This is a genomic window from Gimesia benthica, assembly GCF_009720525.1.
In the GTDB taxonomy this organism is placed as follows: Bacteria; Planctomycetota; Planctomycetia; order Planctomycetales; family Planctomycetaceae; genus Gimesia; species Gimesia benthica.
Genome location: NZ_CP043930.1, coordinates 3,158,639 through 3,178,546, shown reverse-complemented (window position 1 = coordinate 3,178,546; position 19,908 = coordinate 3,158,639). Strand labels below are relative to the sequence as shown.

Here is a 19,908-nt window from a genome sequence, read left to right as displayed (position 1 = left end):
AATAACCAGACAATCAAAGTCAGCGGGCCGCCAATACGCAGATAGTCACCATATTTATACCCCCGGGTCCGAAGACCATCAGGTTGGTCTGGTAGCCGATAGGGGTGGCGAAACAGGCGGCTGCAGAAATGATGATGGCAATCACGAACGGCATCAGGTCCACACCCAGGGCATTTGCAGTGGCGACCGTGATCGGAAAAATCAGCGTTGCCGTGGCTTTGGCGGTAATCAGATTCGTAAAGACCAGGGTGATGAATGAGAGAATCGCGAGGACGATCAGAGGACTGTCGTTAGCCATACCGGTAAATCCGTTGGCAATCAGTCTGGCGGCACCCGAGTTATCGATGGCCTGTCCAATTCCCAGTCCGGCTGCGATGGTGATCAGCACTCCCCAGTCAATGGAGCGTTTGGCTTCCGTGGCACTGCAGCAGCGGGTTGCGGTCATCAGGCCAGCAGCCACCATGGCGGCCACAAGCATCGGGATGTTGAACACGGCAACCATACCGATCATGGCCAGCAGAATCAGCCGGGCGATCCAGGCGCGTTCGTGTCTTGGGGGCGTGGAATCTTCGACCTGGCTGACCAGGAAAAATTCACGGGAGTTCCGTTGCTGATCGATGAACGAGGGGTGTGCTTCAATGAGTAATGTGTCGCCTCGCTGCAGTTCAATGTCACCGATTTTCTTATTGATCCGCTGACCGTTCCGTGCCACCGCGATTACCGCAGCGTTGTAATTGGAGCGAAACTTGGCAGTGCGGATGGACATATTGAGGAAACGAAAGCTGTCTGAGACAACCGCTTCAATCAGGCAGCGTTCGGAGCGGGGACCGGAGAGTTTGAATAACTGGTCGGTGGCTGGTTTGAGGCCGGGGATTTTCTGCAGATCGATGACCGATTCAACAACGCCCACGAAGACCAGCTGATCGTTGGCGGCCAGTCGTTCATTCGAGGAGACCGCGGCGATCACATCATCGTCCCGGTCGATTTCCATCAGGTACATGCCGGGCAGATGACGCAGACCGGCTTGTTCAATGGTTTTGCCAATCAGGGGACAGCCGGGTTCAACGACCATTTCCACCGTGTATTCACGGGGATCGTCCATGGGAGTGATCGCCGGTTTTCGCTCGGGGAGCAGCCAGCGAGAGCAGACCAGCAGATATATCAATCCCGCAACCATGACCGGAACTCCGATCCAGGCAATTTCAAACATGCTCAGTGCAGGGCGATCTGTCTGACTCTGCAGCAGCCCATTGACCACCAGGGTGGTGCTGGTGCCGACCAGGGTACAGAGCCCGCCCAGAATCGCGGCATAACTGAGAGGCAGCATCAGATGCGAAATGGAGATCCGCATTTTCTTGGCCCAGTCGGAAATGACGGGCATCATCATGGCAACAACGGGAGTGTTATTCAGGAATGCACTCAGGATGGCGGAAGGCACCATCACGCGGGCCTGCGCATCGGTCAGGGATTTAGGTCGTCCCAGTAGTTGCTGGCCCGTGAAGGAGAAGCCGCCGGTTTGTCGGATACCCTCGCTGACCACGAACAGAAATGCAACTGCCAGCAGACCTTCGTTAGCAAAACCCTGCACAGCCTGATCGACGGGAACGATGCCGGAAACGATGAGAATGGTCAGACCGCCCATCAGAATCGTATCAGCGCCGGCACGTAGAAACGTCAGAGAGCAGATTACTCCTGCCAAAACGAGAAACGTGACTACGATGTGCCAGTCCATGTCGGTTAATACATCATCAAAAGACAGATCGATACAGGGATTAAAATTCGAGTTCGTCCAGAGACTGGATCAGGAGCGAGTGCAGGTGTCCGTTGGTGACGATCACGCCCTGATTATTTTTCAGTTCATATCCCTGGTCAAATTGCAGCGGGTTGCCGTGGATATCAGTGACTTCCCCTCCCGCTTCTTCAACCAGCAAGACCCCCGCCGCATGATCCCAGATTTTCTCACGATAACCGGGGCGTGTGGGCAGCCGCATGTAGATGTCAGCCTCACCCTGGGCGACGACAGCGTATTTAGCCTGACTGTCCAGACGCCGGGGCTCTTTACTGATCCCCAGTCGTTCCGCCAGCTGCTGAGAGTGGCTGTGTGAACTGTGTCCCGATTCGACGGATTCACAAAAGCGGGATTCCGAAAAATCGGCAGTAGTGGTCACACGGATGCGTTTCGGCTCCTGTTCGCGAACGAGGGGAAGGGCGTATGCACCTTGTCCAGCGATCGCGTAGTAGAGCGTCCCCGCGGTTGGGTTTTCCCCGGGAAAGGGCAGGTTGGGACAGCCCAGCACGCCGAGTACGATTTTTCCCTCCACGATCAAAGCAAGTGAAACCGCGTACTGTTCTTTGCGTAAAAAGCCCTTGGTTCCATCAATGGGATCAAGCGTCCAGAAACGGTCGCTGTATGTTTTGGCACCGCCATAATCGATCCACGTACAGACATTCTCAGGAGTCGTATCCTGGATACCGTCGGCAGTCAGTTCCGAGACAATCTTTTCCAGGAACTCCCGGTTTTCCGGTCCTTGCAGTTCAGCGGCATCTTCTTCACCGATGATGGGGTCTTCCGGGAATGCGTTGTGGAGTGCACGGCAGATAACGGCCTGACTGCTGAAATCTGCGATCGTGACTGGACTCTTATCTTTTTTTTCCAGGACCTCATCCGTGATGGCAGATTGAACTGTTCTGCAGATCAATGCAGCCTGTCTGACTGCCAGGAGTGCTGTCTTTAATTCCTGTTCCAAAGTTTCTGTCATGATTTCAGATCGTTTCGAGTGAAGCTGGCTGTCAGGGATAACATCAATATCGACAGGTTCGACTGTCTGCCTTTGAACGCTGTCCCTGTATTATGACGATTTTCAGTCGATCTGCCAGTTTACAGTGGAAGCGAGACAGGCTGATTCTGTTCGCAGCTCCGGGCAACCGCTTCGGAAAACTCCATGTATTTGACACCGGTGGCGAAATCAGTGAAGTGCACGACTTCCTCTCCACGGATGGCACCGATGAATTCCGATTCCACACGCCAGCCACTGATCTCTTCCTGAGGAACCTGAATTTCTTTGAGCTTATCCTCTCCCATATGACCAACAAAGATTTTCTCTTCGGGAGTGAATTGAACTTTGATGGTTCCCAGGCTGCCATACAGGTGAATCTGCAGACCTGGTCCAAAGAGAATTGTTCCACTCAGGTGATAGATGGCGTTGGCGCCTCCCTGCAGGCGAGACACGATCTGCAGGCTGTCAGGGAGAGTCACATCGGCGTTGCCCTGGGCTGTCGCAGAAGGACGAACGGGTTCGAAGATTGAAGACTGGGCAAACACGCGTTCGGTGGCAGGTACCCAGCGGCTGAGGGTCTCGTGCAGGATGCCCATGGTGAGCATGTTGTTGCCGCTGATTTCTTTATCGAGACGCCAGTGCATTTTTTTGCTGTAATCCCAGAATGCATCGTCGGCACCCTGAACGATGACTTCCCGCAATTGACCCAGATACTGATGCGAGATCAGCTTAATGATTTCATTATTGTATTTGAGGCCGAAAGGACTGGGAACGATCTGGGCGATCAGGTCGGGGCGCGCCTGGGAGACTTTAAGCATCTTACGCGCTTCTTCCAGATTACGTGCCATTCTGGCCTCGGTAAGCACGTGCTTGCCTGCTTCGAGTGCCATGCAGGTGATCTCACAATGCAGATCGGGCCAGGTGCCGATCACAACAGCATCGATTTCCGGGTCTTCCACCAGTTCCTGCCAGTGGGAGTAGGTTTGCGGAATACCGTATTTCCGGGCAACTTTATCTGTAGAGGCTTGAGTTGAGTTCACAACGCCTGCGAGTTCGACGTCATCAATCGCCTGAAATCCCGGAATGTGTCGCGCTTTTGTATTTGCTCCTGCGCCAACAATTCCAATCCGGATCGTTTTTTTTCCCATTAGTTTAAGTAGTCCCGATAGTCCAAGATGCGTTTTACAGATTATGATCTTTTCAGCCATCCGGGGCTGATTTCACCCGGGAATGGTCTGTTACGACGTATCCGACGATTCTAACGAGCAGTTTTCAAGAGGACCATTCACACAAAACAAACAATTGGAGGTTCCCCAGATTCTCATTGGAAAATTGTCGTTTTGTGCCCGATTTAACACGAATTGAACACTACGGTGTGTTTATGTGTATATCAGGCAGCCGCTTTAGAGCTGATCTGGGCTCCGGTATGGCTCAAGATGGCTTCGGCTGCATGTGCTGAGGCACCGGGTATGACTGTTTCATTATAGAGCGATGTGAGCTCTGACCCGGCTCGTTCCAGGGCCAGGGGGCTGCTCAGCCACTCGGCCAGGATCGTCGACATTTGCGTTACGACTTTGTTCGGATTTCCCACAGAGGGAAATTCCGGCATGATTTCCCGTCCTGCAATCAGGTTGGGTAGTGACATGTATTTGCAGGTGATCAGCAGTTGTCCCAGGAAATACATGCCCCAGTGGCTGCGATACAGCACAACGGCTGGCGTTTTGCGGGCCAGCATTTCCAGGCTGACCGATCCGGAGACCATCAGGCAGCAGTCTGCGGCTTCGATGATTTCGGGAGTCTGCTTGAGATAGAGTTTGAGCGGTAAATCTTCAGCCTGTTGTTCGCGAATAAAGTTCTGGCAGAGTTCAAGGTGTGCTTCCCGGTAGCAGGCAATCGGAAAGATGGCGTCGGGAAATTGTTGAGAGAGGCGACGAATCGTCTGTAGCATCACAGGGAAGTTGCGCGTGACCTCATTTGTACGAGAACCGGGGAGTACGCCTAGAATCTGCGGAGCGGACTGTTTCAACTCGGTAAGGGTATCCTGCTGCAGCTTCCGGGAAACCACTTCATCAAAGAAGGGATGCCCGATGTAATCGACGTTGATTCCTCGCGATTCATACCATTGTTTTTCAAACTGGAGTCCGGAGAGGATGTAATCCACATTTTTACGAACACGGCGAATGCGCCAGGGGGCCCAGGCCCAGAGTTGAGGGGGCAGGTAATAGAAAACCGGAATACCCAGGGCTTTGGCTTTTTTCGCAACCCACCAGTTGAATCCGGGGAAATCCACAAGGATCACGGCGTCGGGGCGCTCCTGTTCGAGGTAGGCGCCGACTTGCCGGATCAGCTGAATGAATTTAAAAATCAGAGGCAGAACGTTGAGAATGCCCATGACGGCATAATCGGTCAGCCGAACTTCAAGGTGACAGCCGGCAGCCTGCATCTCTGGCCCACCGAAGGCAGAGAAACGAGCGTCGGGGCGGCGGGTGCGAATTTCTTCGATCAGGTGAGCCGTGTGCTGATCTCCGCTGGGTTCGCCTACTGAAAAAAAGAGGTGCATCGAAGTATCCTTACCTGCCTGGGATGCGGTCTGCGGTCCGTCCGAATATCTGAACTGCCCGGTCTCACAGCCGGACGTCTCAAAAGCCGCATAACATTAAGTCAAATAACGGTTTTGGGTCAAGGTCAATTTGCAGGCAGGGGAGACTGGGATGAGTTCAAATGCAAACAGCCCCCTGAGATTGAATCAGGGGGCTGAGAGTAGATTCTATGCTGTGCGCATCAAATATCAGCGTAGGGCACGCGTCAGTTTGAATTAGGCTTCAGTGGCAGCAGGTTCGGTTTCTTGTGCTTCCACAATTTCCAGACCAGGCACGGTGATCGATTTGATGCGAACTGTGGTGTATTTCTGGCGGTGACCTGTATGACGACGAGAGTTCTTGCGGCGACGGAACTTCTGAATTTCCAGTTTCTCGCCTTTGACCTCTGGATTTACAACTTCGGCTTCGACCGATGCACCTTCGATAGCCGGGGTGCCGATCGAGCTGGCACCGCCACCATTGGCGAGCAGCACGCTTTCAAAAGTGATAGAATCGCCTTCTGTTGCTGTAGCACGGTAGTCGATTGTCAGGGTATCGCCTTCCTGAATCGTATATTGATGGCTGCCATCTTCGATTACTACAAACATCCTCAAACCTTCTTTTTTCTTACACTTGGATCAAATAATTGCTGAAGTCGGATTTATGAAGCAAATGGAATCCGATCTGTATTCAGAATCAATAGCGCAACGCTAATGATATTATATAGTTAAACACAGCTGCGAGAGTGTGTTTATTCAATCAGCCAGCCAGGCCCTGCGCGGAATCCGTACCTCTCATACGCATAGCGAGCAGGGCATTGTAAAGAGTCACTTTTGAAATTTCGAGTCAGAAGCGACTAGAAATTCACTTCATTTCCAATATCGTCGTAACAACGTGCGGTGAGATGTTCTGGTTCGACATCTGTACGTGCGTTGATGGCAATAACGGTATTCGATGATTCTTCGAGGCTGTTGATATCTTTGCGGCGTTTATTATTCAGGTAATTAGCCACATTTTCATGTACATTCAGCACCAGCCGCGCGATGTTTTTCTTGTAGACCGTGGTCATCAGGGTTCGCATGACTTCGATGGCCATACTTTCGGCTGTTTTGACCTGGCCCGTTCCCCGACAGGAGGGACAGTCTTCGTACATGCTCCTGCGGAGCGAGGGGCGAATTCTCTGGCGGGTCATTTCAATCAGACCGAAGGGACTAATGCGGAGCACTTTAGTACGGGCACGGTCCCGTTTGACCAGATCGCGCAGTCGACGTTCGACGGACCGACGGTGCTTTTCTTCCCGCATGTCGATGAAATCGATTACGATCACTCCGCCAAGGTCCCGAAGACGAATCTGGCGGCTGATTTCCTCAGCGGCCTTCATGTTGACTTTGAAAGCTGTTTTTTCAGCATTGTCATCAGCCCGGTAGTTACCACTGTTAACGTCGATCGCGACCAGGGCTTCGGTCTGGTCGATTACGATTGAGCCGCCACCTTTCATGGGCACGTGCCGGTTCTGGATGCTGCAGATTTCATCATCCAGATTGCTGTTATAGAAAATCGGATCACTGCCGGTGTAGTGTTTGATGCGATTGACGTGTTTGGGCAGGACGACTTTCATGAAGTCGCGAGCCCGCTGGTAGGCCGTGGGTTCGTCAATATAGAGTGTGTCGATTTCGCTGTTGTAGATGTCGCGAATCGTGCGAATCATCATGTCGGATTCGGAGTAAATTTCGACAGGCGCCGGTAGTTTCTTGATGCGCCCGACGATGGTTCCCCAGAGACGGAGCAGGTAATTCAGGTCGCGTTGCAGATCTTCAGCAGAGCGATCAATACCTGCGGTACGGACAATAAAACCCAGTCCCGGCGGAGGTGCCAGTTGTGTCAGGATGGAACGCAGCTGTTTTCTCACGTCTTCATCGGTGATTTTGCGGCTGATGCCGACCCGCTGCAGTCCGGGCATGATGACCAGGTAGCGGCCGGGAATACTGATGTAGGTAGAAAGCGTGGGGCCTTTGTTGCCGATCCCTTCCTTGATTACCTGGACCAGCACTTCGCTGCCGCGTTTCAGGATTTCCTGGATCGGTGGTTTGTTAGCCACACTGCGCTCATTGATACGGCGGCCTTTGGAGTTTCTGCCCCGTGCTGCTTTGTTCTCACCGTTTTCCGTGATGTGTTTATAGTACTGGTATTCGAGATCGCTGACGTGCAGGAAGCCATTCCGTCCAACGCCGAAATCGACAAATGCGGCCTGAATACTGGGCTCGATATTGACGACTTTACCCTTGTAGATATTTCCTACCAGGTTTTCGAGGCTGTTGCGCTCGACATACAGTTCTTCGAGGACACCATCTTCAACGATGGCGATTCGACTTTCCTCCGGCTGGAGGACATTAATCAGCATTTCCTTTTTCATGGAATACCCTTTGTCGTGGAACACGACGAATGCAGTATTCCTCAGCAGTCACTGTGGAGACGGACTTTCCACGACGAGAACAGTCTCTTGTGGTAGAAAAGCCAGTCAGTTGCCCTTGCGGGAGCACATATGTCTCCGTGCGGGCGATTCTCCTGAAATAAGCCGATGTATCGCTGGTCGATCGACCGTGACGAGGCGGCTTAGAGAGATTCTGGTGGGGGCGACTGGTGAGTCGAATCATTTCCCGAACATTGTCGACGGGCGTGATCGTTCCTGAGGATGCTGTAACTGCTCTGGTGTGGCTGACAGTCGGAGTAGCGCCTGGCACACAGAACGCATTAAGGTCTGTTATGCGGGCGGAGGACTGCAGCGGGTTAGAGGTCGTTACAGAGGCGGCAGGAACTGCCTGTGGACTTTGAAAGCGTGTTGTGCAAGCGGCAGCATATCCCCGTAAGGCGGCTTGAGCCGTCTTCAAAATGATCTGTTCTGAAGGATCAGGGGGGTAGTTCATACTGCTGTCACTAGTGCGAGAGGACGGTTCGCAGGAACTCTGACAGGCTGCTCGGGAAGAGCCAGCACTGTATCGGGAACCTGCATTCAGTCTGAATCACACGTAAATGCTTTCGGTTTGGGAAATGACTGTGTCATGCATTTCGTCTTGATTGAATCTGGTTCATACTCAACCCACGCACCACCGAGGTGCAGTGGATGGCAGCGAACCGATTTTTGAAAAACAGTTCGAGTCCGCTGCAAAATGTAAACGTAAAAATCGAGGTTGCAGAAGGGGTGAGTTTTCACCTGATCCTGCAGTTAATGTTGTCCCGGTGCTTTTCAGAAGCGACTGCTTTGAGTTGAGCGCTTACAAAGGAAGCTCTTCATCAAACAGGTCAGGACAGATTTTGTACAATTCTCCTCTTAAATAACTTTCAACGTCGCGGGCCACGTCGATGGTCATTGCATGTGCTGCGATTTCCTCGGCCCGGGCGATTGTCAGATGTCTGATTACTTCTTTTACTTCCGGGATCGCCAGTGGTGTGGTACTGATCTGTCGAATCCCCAGGCCTGCCAGCAGCGGGATCGATTTCAGGTCGGAGCTCATCTGCCCACAGACGGTAACCGGTATGTTTTTTTTACGGGCCGCTTCTACCACCATTTTGATGAGCCTTAAAATCGAAGGATCAGCAGAGTTGTAGAGCGACGAAACGGCGGGATCAGACCGATCCACTGCCAGAGTATACTGAATTAAGTCGTTCGTCCCAATGGAGAAAAAGTCAACTTCTTCGGCAAATTCTTCTGCCAGCAGGGCAGCTGCCGGGACTTCTACCATCATTCCTATCGGAATATTGGGATTGAAATCCACACCCCGTTCTTCGAGATCTTCCAGAACGTCACCGACAATCATCTTGGCCTGCCGCCATTCGAGCAGGGTAGAGATGAGGGGGAACATGATGCGGACGTCACCGTGTACGGCAGCCCGGAAGATAGCCCGGAGCTGGGTTTTGAAGAGCGGCAGGTCCCGCAGGCTGAGGCGGACACTGCGGAGTCCCAGAGCCGGGTTCATGCCCTCTTTAGCCAGATGGCGATAGCCACGTGGAATCTTATCTGCACCCAGGTCGAGGGTTCGGATCACAATCGGGCGGTTCTGAGCCGCCTGGACGACGCGACAGTAGGCGTCGTAGTGAATTTCTTCGGTAGGCTCGGTATTGGACTGCAAGTAAAGGAATTCGGTTCGGTAGAGGCCGATCCCGTCTGCCCCCCGTTCGGCACAGTGTTCAACTTCATTAGGGAATTCAATGTTCCCCATGACGTGAATACGGGTCCCATCTTTGGTTTCCGAGCGAATTTTACGCCGCGATGCCAGTCGGGCTGCCATCGAACGCTGCCGTTCGCCGGTATCCTTGTATCGGGCCAGCGTCTCTTCGTCGGGGTCAATGATGATTTCGCCGTTGTTGCCGTCAACAATGACCATGTCACCGCCGGAGACATCGGAGAGAAATTCTCCCAGACCGACGACGGCTGGAATTTCCAGGGCTCCTGCCAGAATCGAGGTATGGCTGGTGCGACCGCCGACTTCGGTAGCAAAGCCGAGTACATATTCCTTGGCCAGCCCCGCAGTTTCGCTGGGGGTCAGGTTATTGGCGAGGACGACGATGGGCGTTGTCAGGTTGGATAGTTCTTCGCGTTTTTCCCCCAGCAGCTGTTTCAGCAGCCGCTTTTCCAGATCGATGATATCACTGGCGCGTTCCGCCAGGTAATTGTCACCCAGGTGCTGTACCAGCTTGGTGTAACGTCTGAAGACGCGACTGGAAGCGTGCTCAGGGGAATAGCATTTGTCACGGATCAGAGTCTCGATCTCTTCACGAAGCCGGGGAGAACTGACCATCTGCAGGTGTGCGGCGAAAATGGCACCGTACTGTTCCCCCAGTTTGTCAGAGGCAAGTCTTTCATTTACGGCGATCTCTTCACAGACCGCATCGAGCGCAGAACGCAGGCGAGCGATTTCGGTTTCGATCACATTGACGCTGACGAATTGCCGCGGTATGCGAAAGTCCTCCGCACCCAGAATCAGGGCGGGACCGAAATTTACTCCCGGAGAAACTGCAATTCCACGTTTTACAAGCATTCAATCAGGGCCTACTATGGCGCTTTCGACAGACAGGCAACCGGTGATGAACCATCGGGTTGGTGTGTTCAGGGGCTAGTCAGACAGATCAGAGACTTCTTCAAATTTTTTGTATCCTGATTCAAAAAACTGAACGATTTCTTCCATGAGTTTCGTGGCATCGTCGCCGACTGCTTCCAGAACCAGTTCGGTTTCCGGGAGCGCCTGCAGTTCCAGCAGGTCATAGACTTCCCGGGCATTGGCCGACCGATCTCCATTGGAAATTTTAAAGTCGCAAGCATAGTCACGGGTCATTCTGACAATTTCAGAAATCGGGCGCAAATGCAGACCCTGTTTCATTTTGACGGTGACAATCTGACGGCAAACAGATTCTTGCATGGCACTTTTGATAACTACAGAAGCTGGCTGAAAACAGGCCATAGACCGCATTAAGGCTTTTGTTTTCAGTGAGGTTTCGTAATTACCCCTTTCCTGTTAGTTTGATCAATCAGGAGCACAGCGAAGCGTATACTCCTCCCAGACAGTCATCAACTCAACTCAGCAGGAAGTGTCAGTTTCAATTGAGCAGGGGGATCCCTGACAATCAGGTCTCTCAGCTTAGTCCAGTTGATTGCTGTCCGCTTCATTGAGCAGTTCAACAATGTCTTCGATGTTCTTGGACTGGCGGAGAAACTTACAGAAGTTCTGATTCCGCAGGTGGCGAGAAATATTCTCCAGGCCGCGTAAGTGATCTCCTGGACGATCCAGGGGGGAGATCAGCAAAAACAGAATATAAACATCTTCGCCGTCCAGGCTGGCAAAATCGACCCCGTCTGAAGAGAGGGCCACAGCTGCTGTCAGGTTTTCGACAGAAGAATGTTTGGTGTGGGGGACTGCAACGCCGTTACCAATTCCGGTAGATCCCAGTTCTTCCCGTTTGAGAATTGCCGATACGATACCTTCTTCGTCATCAGCCGAAATGCTACCTGCATTTTTCAGGCTGGCGACCATGGTGCGGATTGCTTCTTCTTTGGTTGTCACATTCAATTCCGGAATGATCGCTTCCGAAACCACGAAGTCTGTTAACTTCATGTATTTTTCCTTCTAACTACATCTGCAAAAAAGTCGGTGTTTGCGTCCTTCTCGAGGAGAACGGATGGTACGCAAGACATGATTGTTAAGTTATGACGGCCCCGGAAATGGATTCTTTCGCTCAGGGGAGGCTGTTCACACGATATTTAATTGTAAGACGTTTCGTCTCATTCCTCAGCAAAAATCAGTCTGCGAGGAATAAATTATTCAGATTCGGTTTCTTCTTCGGTCTCGGCTTCCGCCTCGGCCATTCCGTTCTCAGCGATTTCATTCATGGGGAGATCGCGGCGGTGATCCTGAATCTTTTGTTTGTATTTTTTAATCTGCTGTTCCATCTTGCTCAAAGCGGCGTGGAAGTTGGGTTTAACTTCGTCACCTTCTGCATGCGAAACAAAATTGTGTTTGTGTTCTGCATCAACGAGAATTTCGACCCGGTTCTGGTTTTCGCCTTGATCGATTGTGATCTGGATTGCCGTTACCCGCTCAAAGTAAGTCAGTAACTTCTCAGACTTTTCAGTAATATATTCACGCAGACCATCTGAGACGCTGCCATGACGACAAGTAATCGCAACTTGCACGGAAAATTCTCCTGTTAAAAAACTACCCACGCTGTGTGTACTTATGTGAGTTTGTCTGGGTTCAACAATAGAAGATGCTAACAGATTCTAGCTGGGGAGGTCCAGATATACCAGCCACTAAATCTCAAGCTCGCGCTGCAAACTTCAGGACCTTTTCCTTGCATGCGGGTTCGGATATGATTTCAATAGATCAGATGAAGTTATAGTCTGTGCAGTCTGCTGCCTGGGGAGGGATTTGGCCCCCAATTTCGCCCGTTTACTCGGTGGGGAATATAAACTGGCAGTGGCCTGATGGCCAGTGTGTCGGCTGGCAGATTCTTGATTTCTGCCCCCCTTTTTTGAGGTTATCCGGTAGCAATGCCTACTTATGTGTATGAAGTCGTCAACCCTGATGGGTCGGCTGGTGAACGATTCGAAGTCATTCAACGGATGAGTGAACCAATTTTAACGCAGCATCCAGAGACCGGAGAGCCGGTTCGACGTGTCATTACTGCTGCGAATATTTCCGGAAAATGGTCAGATGCCGAGGCGAAGCGTACCTTAAACGATGACAAACGTCTGGGAGAGCTGGGATTCACTAAGTATGTGAAATCCTCCAGCGGAAAGTACGAGAAGCGGGCCGGCGATGGACCGGACCTGATTTCTGCCGATTAGCTGTTGAGGAGATTTGCTGGTGAAGAAACTGCAGTGTGAGTCATGGTTGCTGGTAATTGCTCTGGTCTGTGGTCTCGGTACTATCGCCCAGGCGGAAACAAAGCCGGAACAGACTCCCTATCACAATACCCGCTGTGAGGGAACGTATCCGCATCATTTGCAGGGGGTTTGTGTTGATGGCCAGGGAAATATCTTCTGGAGCTTTACGACTCAGCTGGTAAAAACCAATGCTGACGGGAAGGTCCTGATCAAGATTCCGGTTGGTAATCACCATGGAGATCTCTGTCATGTGGATGGCAAAGTCTATGTCGCTGTGAATTTTGGCGATTTCAATAATGCCGAGGGGAAGGCAGATTCCTGGGTTTACGTTTACGACGCGGAGAAACTGCTGCTGATTGGCAAGCACAAAACACCGGAAGTGATCTATGGAGCCGGAGGAATCGCACACCATGGGGGCAAGTTCCTGGTCGTAGGTGGATTGCCAAAAGGGTTCAAGGAGAACTATCTCTACGAATACGATCAGAATCTGAAGTTCGTCAAGAAACATGTCTTGCAGAGTGGCTACACTTTGCTGGGAATTCAGACGGCCACTTTTGCGAATCAGCAGTGGTGGTTTGGCTGTTATGGTTCGGAACTGTTGAAGGCCGATATAAACTATACCTTCAAAGCGAAATTCCCCCTCGATTGCGCGTTGGGCGTAGAGCGGATCTCAGACGATCTTTTACTGATTGGTCGGGATACACTCAAAGACAAGCAGCACATCGGTGAAGTTCTACTGGCTAAACCCGACGAAAAACAGGGCTTCGTCATCGAGAAGAAGTAGTCTCGGCTTTCAGCCCCGCTCAGGCAGACCGGTTCAGCGGTTGCCTCCGCCGTTCTGGAGATTCGAGGCTGCCAGCCCGAACAATGCACCTTCCAGCAGATGTCTTTCAATGAAGGCTGCGATCGCTTCAGACTTGGTGTATTGCAGAATGATGTAGTCGCCGGGCTGAATCAGCACACGTTGACTCGGATCGCGGACTGCCTGATAGAGGTCAACCTTGATGGGGAGTTGGGTGCCATTAGGAAGTTGCCGGAGGATGATCGCGTTGCTGGCACTGATTGTCACGTCCTGGTTGAGTGCCGAAGGACCTCCCGTTGATTTACCATTGCTGGAATTGTTGCCTCCCTGGGCAATGGAGATGGCGCCCAGAATATCGAGGTCGTAATCGCGGGGCAGGGTGTATTGTCCCCCTCCCAGCAGACCGCCGGTATAAAAGATCTCCGTATCGCGCGACTCAATAAACACCACATCCCCATCGTGCAGGATAATGTCTTCGCGTGTCAGGTTGACCTGCTCACCCGGGCTGAGTCGGATCGGGATTTTGACGATGCCGGGCCGCTGCATGGTGGAATCGTTGATCATGGTCGGAGCAGGGAAGTCCCCGGAGTAATAGTTGTTTCCCTCAAACGGATACAGGGGCTGCCCCACCTGGAAGGCGGTGTCTGATGGAAGCTGAGTTGGGGCCGGCAGCGGAGTGTATGAGTCAGAGACCTGTTGGATTTTCTGAGCGTTTCTCGGCTCGTTCATACTATGGGAACCGGTCTGCACCGGTGGGGGGCAAACGGATTGATTCATCTCATTGGCACCGCCTCGAATAATATAAATCGAGTTTTCTGCATCCAGTCCGGGCAGACCACCTGTTTCTGCCAGGGCGTGCAGGACGTCATTATTATAAGCGGGTAAATTGATGACCCGGCCGGTTCCCCGCTTGGAGCGACCAATATTCAGGTTTCCGACGGTGGCTCCCACCAGATCATTGGCATTTTCCTGGCGAATTACCAGCACCCGATACGAACGTGGCTTCTGCAGGCTGATCAGGATTCGATCCCGTCCTTCGCGAAGAATGTCCTTCTCGGTCGTGTATTTGCGGCGAATCGTTTCTTCCAACTGAGTCAGCGTGAGTCCCCGGGCGAATACAGTGCCGATCAGGGGGAGTGAGATTGTACCGTCTTCACGAATAGGAATCGGGTAACCTAATGAAGGCGCGACTTCCTGTGTCTGAGGAAAATGAACGGGGGGCACTTCTTTAAACTGTCCCAGAACGCCTTCAATATAAACTCCCAATACATCGCCCGAGTCCAGCAGGTAGTGTTTGGGGGCGGGTTGACGGAGCAGTGAAAGGTCAATGGTTTCCTTGCCGGAACGGACTTCACCTTTGTATTCATTCGGCAGGTATTGTGCGGGGACACCTTTGAGTGGATGAATGGCGGCACAGCCATTCAGGGCCAGCAGTAAGACCAGTGCGCACCAGAACTGGCCCCGCTGTACGAAGTCAGTGGTGTAGAGTCTCAACATTTTGATCGAACCTTTACATTCGATTGTTGTCATGTTGTGTCGTGCCATTCTGTGGTTCATTTCTGCTGTTGATTTACTCTCGACAGGAAAGACTTCCCGTCCTGTTCTTAAAACGTGTCGGGTTTATCTGTAAGGGTAATATTCAATGCTGGAATCAGAATACCGCTGCTGTCCATTCATCTGATTGATCGCACCTTGCGTGTCCAGTCGCGCCCCTGTTCCGGGCAAAGGTGTATATGGGTAAGACTGTAATGAGTACGGACTGGGGGGCGGATCATCATTGATATAAGCGGGCAAGGCCGGTTCTTTGACCTGAGGACGAATCTGTTTCGCTTTCTGATCAGGCAGAGGCGTATGTTGAATCCCGGCCGATGGCCTCCGCGCCGGTTTCGCGGTCGGAGGTTGAATCCTGGGCTGTGGAACCAGTGGTCGCGGTTGTGCGCTGGGGGTTCTGTCAGGCAGAGTCTGTACCGGAGGCGGTTCTGGTAAGTGTCTCTGTGGTACTGTCTTCAATGGTGTTTGTGGTCCGGAGACCGGTGGAGGTGGCAGTGTTGTTTCAGGCAATCTATGGCTGGGTGTTGCCGCTGGTGCAGGGTGTGTTTCAAGTGGGGGCTGACTCGGCATGGACGCCTCTGGATAAGCTACGTTTCCATCCCAGTGTTCCGCAGCTGGTTGTTCCCAGGCGGCCAGTGAGTAAGGGGTCGCGATCCGATTAAAGTCGTATCGTCCGTCAGCGCGGGCATGTTCTGAGCCCAGTTTGTATCCCGTGAACCATTCCTGCACTTCCATGTAGCCTTCTGGGGTCCGATAGTGGGCAGCCCAGTATTCCTCAGGCGGTACGGGGGGAACAACTCCCGATTCGCCCAGGGCAATGTCCATGTAGGCTTGCTGATAACCCTTTCGAAAGGACTTGGATGGTTTGTCCTGGCAATCGGCGGACATGGTCTTCAGCGATTCTTTGGCACACTTTTTGGCGGCGTGTTTCACAAAGAATTTATCGAGGTCGGTTTGGTACCCTTCCATAGACCAGTATGGTTTCGGAGAGCACTTGTCATGATGGAAGAGAAAGCATTTCTTCACACGACTGGAGACCGTCGGGCACGAATCTGCTTCGCCACAGCTGTTATGGGCACAGCCTGTCAGTCCCACAAGAGTGAAAAACAGAAGCAGGGGAACACACCTGAGTCTATCTGAACTCATCAAGCGGGTTTGAATCATGTTGTTTCGAGATCTGGAATCCACAATTAGGCCACCGTGCGCAGACTGAGTGTTAAGCTATACGGTTGATTTATCGGATGCCGATTCCAGCGGTGTGTATGGTTTTTCGGTTCTTAACGATTATCCGGGGGTGCAGGACAGGTAAAATCGTTGGATATTCAATGTTTGACGCAGGATGCGTGATTGGAAAAGGTTGGCCATTTTGCCTGGTTTGTTGCGGGCGGTAGGACAGCGGCGAGGCACAGGCAGAATCTGCCGATCAAGGCTGGATTGCTCAGTCAGCGACGAAATAATCTTTCAGCAGACGAAAGACACGAGCGGCCCGTTTCTGGAAGACTTCAGGCTGTTTGATCCAGCCCAGGGGAGTCATTCTGATCATGACTTCCACGCGGGGTGTCGCATTTCGTGAGCCGGAAGTGGATTTCCGGGTGGCATTATCAAAGACCAGTTCCACCTCGATAGGGCGGCGGTCATCCGTTTTTCCCCAGAAGGGAAGTAGCCCGGCTTTGCCCAGACGCATGACAGCTCGATTCGGATTGACTTCAGTGAGGTGTGCATCATTGTCATTGACGAAGCCTCCGAGCTTGTAAACAACAATATCTGATGAGATGAGAGCGCTGAAGGAGCTCTCGAAGACCATTTTGCCTGCATTGGATTGGTCGGGAGCGACGGCTTCAGGAACCGCGCCCGACATCTGTTCTTCACAGGTCAAGGAACAGACCCGATTACGTCCTGTTTCTTTCGCCTGGTAGAGGGCATTGTCGGCACGATGGAACAGGCTTTCCAGGGAGTCACCCGGCTCCAGCTGCGCGACACCAAACGAGGCAGTGATGCGGTTATTGTTTAAATTTTCCAGTTTCAGATTATTCACTGCCAGTCGCAGGCGTTCTGCTTTTTGCCGTGCATGTTCCAGGTCGGTTTCCGGGCAGAGAATGACAAACTCTTCACCCCCGTAACGCCCCACCAGTTCTCCGGAATAGGTTTCATGCTGAAACAGTCGGGCCAGTTCAATGAGCACTTCATCGCCAACCGCATGGCCATAAGTGTCGTTGATGTTTTTAAAGTGATCGGCGTCGATGAAGATAATGCTTAAAGGGGCTGTGTTCTGGTTCTGGCTGGCCTGGTTCAACATGATTGCCAGCTGAGTTTCCAGTTCTCCCCGGTTGGCAACGGACGTCAGTGCATCCTGGCTGGCAGCCATTTTCAGCTGGTTAAATTCCTGGGGACGCTTCAGGCTCCGTGACAGATCACGGAAGATCTCCGCTACGCCAACCAGACGACCATCTTCCCCGAACATGGGGACGGATTGAACTTCGATCTGAATCAGCCGGCCGTCCGGTCGTTTCAGCATTAGTTCCGTGGTCATTGATTTTCCACTGGCGATGACCCGGTTCATGGTGTGCTCGGATGAGGCGAGCATCGTTCCATCCTGATTCGTCACCGGGACGCTGTGATTGGTCCAGGAGTTGCCCAGCATGTCGCCGGATCGCAGGTTAGTCAGTTGTTCCAGACCAGGGCTGAATAGCACAAACTGAAAATCCGAGTTGACGATATAAAAACCATCATAAAGACTTTCGATTTGAAACAGGTAGGAGAAAATATTACTGATCAGATTCGCTTCCACTATCTCCCGCTCATTCAGTGGCTTCGGCTGAAAGTTTCGGTTGACCTCTTGAATGGCTTCGTGGAAGGTTTCCCGTTCGGTCTGTTCCCAGCGGGACAGGGCACAGATGATGTTGCCATCGAACTGAGTGCCTGCGGCCCCCATCAGGATCGACATGATCTCTTCGTGTTTCTTCCCGGTCCGATAGACCTGATCGGTGGCCAGTGAATCATAGGCGTCAGCGATCGCCAGGATGCGTGCCCCCTGATGAACTTCACTGCCGATGCATTGATATCCATTGGTCGCCCCGCTGAAGTGAAAACGGGTTTGCGAGAGGATAGTCAACACTTCATGGTCGGTGCGACAGGCCTGTAACACATCGAGACCGATGTGGTGGTAATGCGACATCAGTTCGATTTCATCTGATGTCAGCTTACCCGGCTTGAAAATGATGTGGTCGGGGACGCCGATTTTACCAATATCGTGCAGCAGTGCGGCTACTTCCAGGCGTTTCAGGTGGATACCTTCCCAGCCCAGATTGTTGGCAATCCCTTTGGCCAGGAAAGCGACACGTCGGCAGTGACCGAGTGTGACAGCATCACGTGCCTGTAGCGCAGTCAACAGTTTGCGCAGGTGTTTACGACAGATGACCTGATCGACGTCGTCCGTATGTTGTGTATTGAGTGCCAGTTCGTCGGATTCGGCCGAGAATGCAACCAGTTCCCTCAGGATCTGTGAAGAGCCCATATGATAGCTGCCATGCACAGACTGCTGCTGTGGCACGGTTTGACTGTTGGCTATCAGGGAACTATTCATCGGAAAACCTTGACGAGATTACAACCCGAGACAGGTACTGCCCGAACTGGTCTGGCGTAAATTTGAATTTCAATGCTCTTTAAACAGACATTTGCTTGATGCATTTCATCGTCACCCGCATTGAACACTGGAGTAACTTGCATTCCGGGGAAACCGATTCAGACGGTTTGGTCTGTTTTCAGGGCATAACGGTCATCGCGATGATAGAGATACATCTGAATGACTACCTAAAGCTAGGTCGCGTTACGAAGATGTCAAATTGCAACATACCTCTGTAAGGATGGATCGCTGCCAAGTGTTAGAGATCGTCTGTGTAGAACGCCTGGCGTGAATGGAGTGGCTCTGCTGGTCATGACGACTGTGCCGCCTTTGCAGGGGCAGGCCTCAGGTGACATCAGGTATTGAAGGCGAGCGTGACCTGAGTTGCCCGCGACTGGACGATATCCCCCAGCGATTCGTATTCGTCCTGGGGAATGCGTTCTGCGGGACCGGTGATTGTGAATGCTGCAATGGCAATGCCGTTACGGTCCAGGATGGGAGCAGCCACACAGCGAATCCCGGAGAGTCCTTCTTCGTGATCCAGGGCATAGCCCCGTTTGCGAATCAGGTCCAGCTCGTTCAGGAAGGCCCGTTTCGAGGTGATGGTGTGCGGGGTGAATCGTTTAAAGCGGATGCGGTTCACCAGATCTTCGCGTTCGTTTTCCGGAAGAAAAGCAGCGATAGCTTTGCCCGGAGCACAACTGTAACAGGGAGCCCGGGCACCGATCTCGGCGGAATATTTAAACGGATGCCGTGCCAGTAGCTGTTCCAGAATCACAATTTCCGTATCGATCAGGCAGCAGAGTTGCGTTGTTTCGCCGGTGAGATCACGTAATTCCCGCATCGGGCCAATCGCGCATTCCGATAGCGGTCGATCTTGGACGCTGGGGGGAATCAACTGCAGGAAGCGATTGGTCAGATAGTATTTTTTGGAAGCTACGTCGCGGGAAAGGTATCCCATTTCTTCCAGTGCTTTCCCAATCCGCAGCAGCGATGCCTGGGGAACAGAGAGTTCCTCGCTGAGTTCGCTGAGCGTGCAGCCGTGAGAGTGCTTCGCCAGATATTCGAGCAGGGCGATTCCCCGTTGCAGGCTGGGGGAGGCGGCAGCCGCCGATTTTTGATTGGTATCGGGAGCGGGCATTGTTGTTGACTTCATATATGAAATAGGTTTCAATAGTGAAATATCTTAAAGGGGCGAG

General features: G+C 52.3%; 16 protein-coding genes. 2 read left to right on the top strand and 14 right to left on the bottom strand.

The features are described 5' to 3' along the window. Nucleotides 1-19: 19 nt before the first annotated feature. The 10 genes from F1728_RS12010 to hpf all read right to left on the bottom strand — a co-directional run bounded on the left by F1728_RS12010 (nucleotide 20) and on the right by hpf (nucleotide 12,041). Entirely contained in the window at nucleotides 20-1,732 is a 1,713-nt protein-coding gene (locus F1728_RS12010; RefSeq protein ID WP_228030696.1) for an SLC13 family permease, read from the bottom strand. 40 nt (nucleotides 1,733-1,772) lie between these two features. Further along, nucleotides 1,773-2,759: a 3'(2'),5'-bisphosphate nucleotidase gene (locus F1728_RS12005; RefSeq protein ID WP_155364301.1), complete on the bottom strand. Its 987-nt coding sequence runs from the start codon at nucleotides 2,757-2,759 to the stop codon at nucleotides 1,773-1,775. Between the two features lie 119 nt (nucleotides 2,760-2,878). After that, nucleotides 2,879-3,925 carry a Gfo/Idh/MocA family protein gene (locus tag F1728_RS12000; protein ID WP_155364300.1) on the bottom strand — a complete coding sequence of 349 codons (1,047 nt, stop codon included), beginning with the start codon at nucleotides 3,923-3,925 and terminating at the stop codon, nucleotides 2,879-2,881. A gap of 242 nt (nucleotides 3,926-4,167) precedes the next feature. Beyond that, nucleotides 4,168-5,337, bottom strand: coding sequence for a lipid-A-disaccharide synthase (gene lpxB / locus F1728_RS11995; protein WP_155364299.1), 1,170 nt, complete (start codon nucleotides 5,335-5,337; stop codon nucleotides 4,168-4,170). Nucleotides 5,338-5,592: 255 nt separating this feature from the next. After that, the gene (gene rplU, locus F1728_RS11990; RefSeq protein WP_145036180.1) at nucleotides 5,593-5,964 is read right to left on the bottom strand and encodes a 50S ribosomal protein L21; all 372 of its coding nucleotides are present in this window, start codon (nucleotides 5,962-5,964) and stop codon (nucleotides 5,593-5,595) included. Between the two features lie 248 nt (nucleotides 5,965-6,212). Then, entirely contained in the window at nucleotides 6,213-7,769 is a 1,557-nt protein-coding gene (locus F1728_RS11985; protein ID WP_145180460.1) for an Rne/Rng family ribonuclease, read from the bottom strand. Between the two features lie 859 nt (nucleotides 7,770-8,628). Next, complete coding sequence (gene ptsP, locus F1728_RS11980) at nucleotides 8,629-10,392, bottom strand: phosphoenolpyruvate--protein phosphotransferase (RefSeq protein WP_155364298.1); 1,764 nt, start codon at nucleotides 10,390-10,392, stop codon at nucleotides 8,629-8,631. A gap of 75 nt (nucleotides 10,393-10,467) precedes the next feature. Beyond that, nucleotides 10,468-10,770, bottom strand: a complete 303-nt coding sequence (locus F1728_RS11975) for an HPr family phosphocarrier protein (protein ID WP_194242789.1) — start codon at nucleotides 10,768-10,770, stop codon at nucleotides 10,468-10,470. Nucleotides 10,771-10,989: 219 nt separating this feature from the next. Next, entirely contained in the window at nucleotides 10,990-11,463 is a 474-nt protein-coding gene (locus tag F1728_RS11970) for a PTS sugar transporter subunit IIA (RefSeq protein ID WP_145036190.1), read from the bottom strand. 203 nt (nucleotides 11,464-11,666) lie between these two features. Beyond that, entirely contained in the window at nucleotides 11,667-12,041 is a 375-nt protein-coding gene (hpf, locus tag F1728_RS11965; RefSeq protein WP_155364296.1) for a ribosome hibernation-promoting factor, HPF/YfiA family, read from the bottom strand. Nucleotides 12,042-12,398: 357 nt separating this feature from the next. On the opposite strand from hpf, the gene F1728_RS11960 reads away from it, so the two are divergent. Next, nucleotides 12,399-12,695, top strand: a complete 297-nt coding sequence (locus F1728_RS11960; protein WP_145180468.1) for an FmdB family zinc ribbon protein — start codon at nucleotides 12,399-12,401, stop codon at nucleotides 12,693-12,695. Nucleotides 12,696-12,714: 19 nt separating this feature from the next. Next, a complete protein-coding gene (locus tag F1728_RS11955; RefSeq protein ID WP_228030694.1) occupies nucleotides 12,715-13,518 on the top strand; it encodes a hypothetical protein in 804 nt (267 codons plus the stop codon). Between the two features lie 33 nt (nucleotides 13,519-13,551). Here the strand turns inward: F1728_RS11955 and F1728_RS11950 are convergent, their stop codons facing one another. The 4 genes from F1728_RS11950 to F1728_RS11935 all read right to left on the bottom strand — a co-directional run bounded on the left by F1728_RS11950 (nucleotide 13,552) and on the right by F1728_RS11935 (nucleotide 19,850). Then, nucleotides 13,552-15,066 carry a polysaccharide biosynthesis/export family protein gene (locus tag F1728_RS11950; protein WP_194242788.1) on the bottom strand — a complete coding sequence of 505 codons (1,515 nt, stop codon included), beginning with the start codon at nucleotides 15,064-15,066 and terminating at the stop codon, nucleotides 13,552-13,554. 90 nt (nucleotides 15,067-15,156) lie between these two features. Then, nucleotides 15,157-16,056 (bottom strand): hypothetical protein, encoded by a 900-nt coding sequence (locus tag F1728_RS11945; protein ID WP_155364293.1) that lies wholly within the window; start codon nucleotides 16,054-16,056, stop codon nucleotides 15,157-15,159. 469 nt (nucleotides 16,057-16,525) lie between these two features. After that, nucleotides 16,526-18,670: a diguanylate cyclase gene (locus tag F1728_RS11940; protein WP_155364292.1), complete on the bottom strand. Its 2,145-nt coding sequence runs from the start codon at nucleotides 18,668-18,670 to the stop codon at nucleotides 16,526-16,528. Nucleotides 18,671-19,064: 394 nt separating this feature from the next. Continuing rightward, nucleotides 19,065-19,850 (bottom strand): IclR family transcriptional regulator, encoded by a 786-nt coding sequence (locus F1728_RS11935; protein ID WP_155364291.1) that lies wholly within the window; start codon nucleotides 19,848-19,850, stop codon nucleotides 19,065-19,067. Nucleotides 19,851-19,908 lie beyond the last annotated feature (58 nt).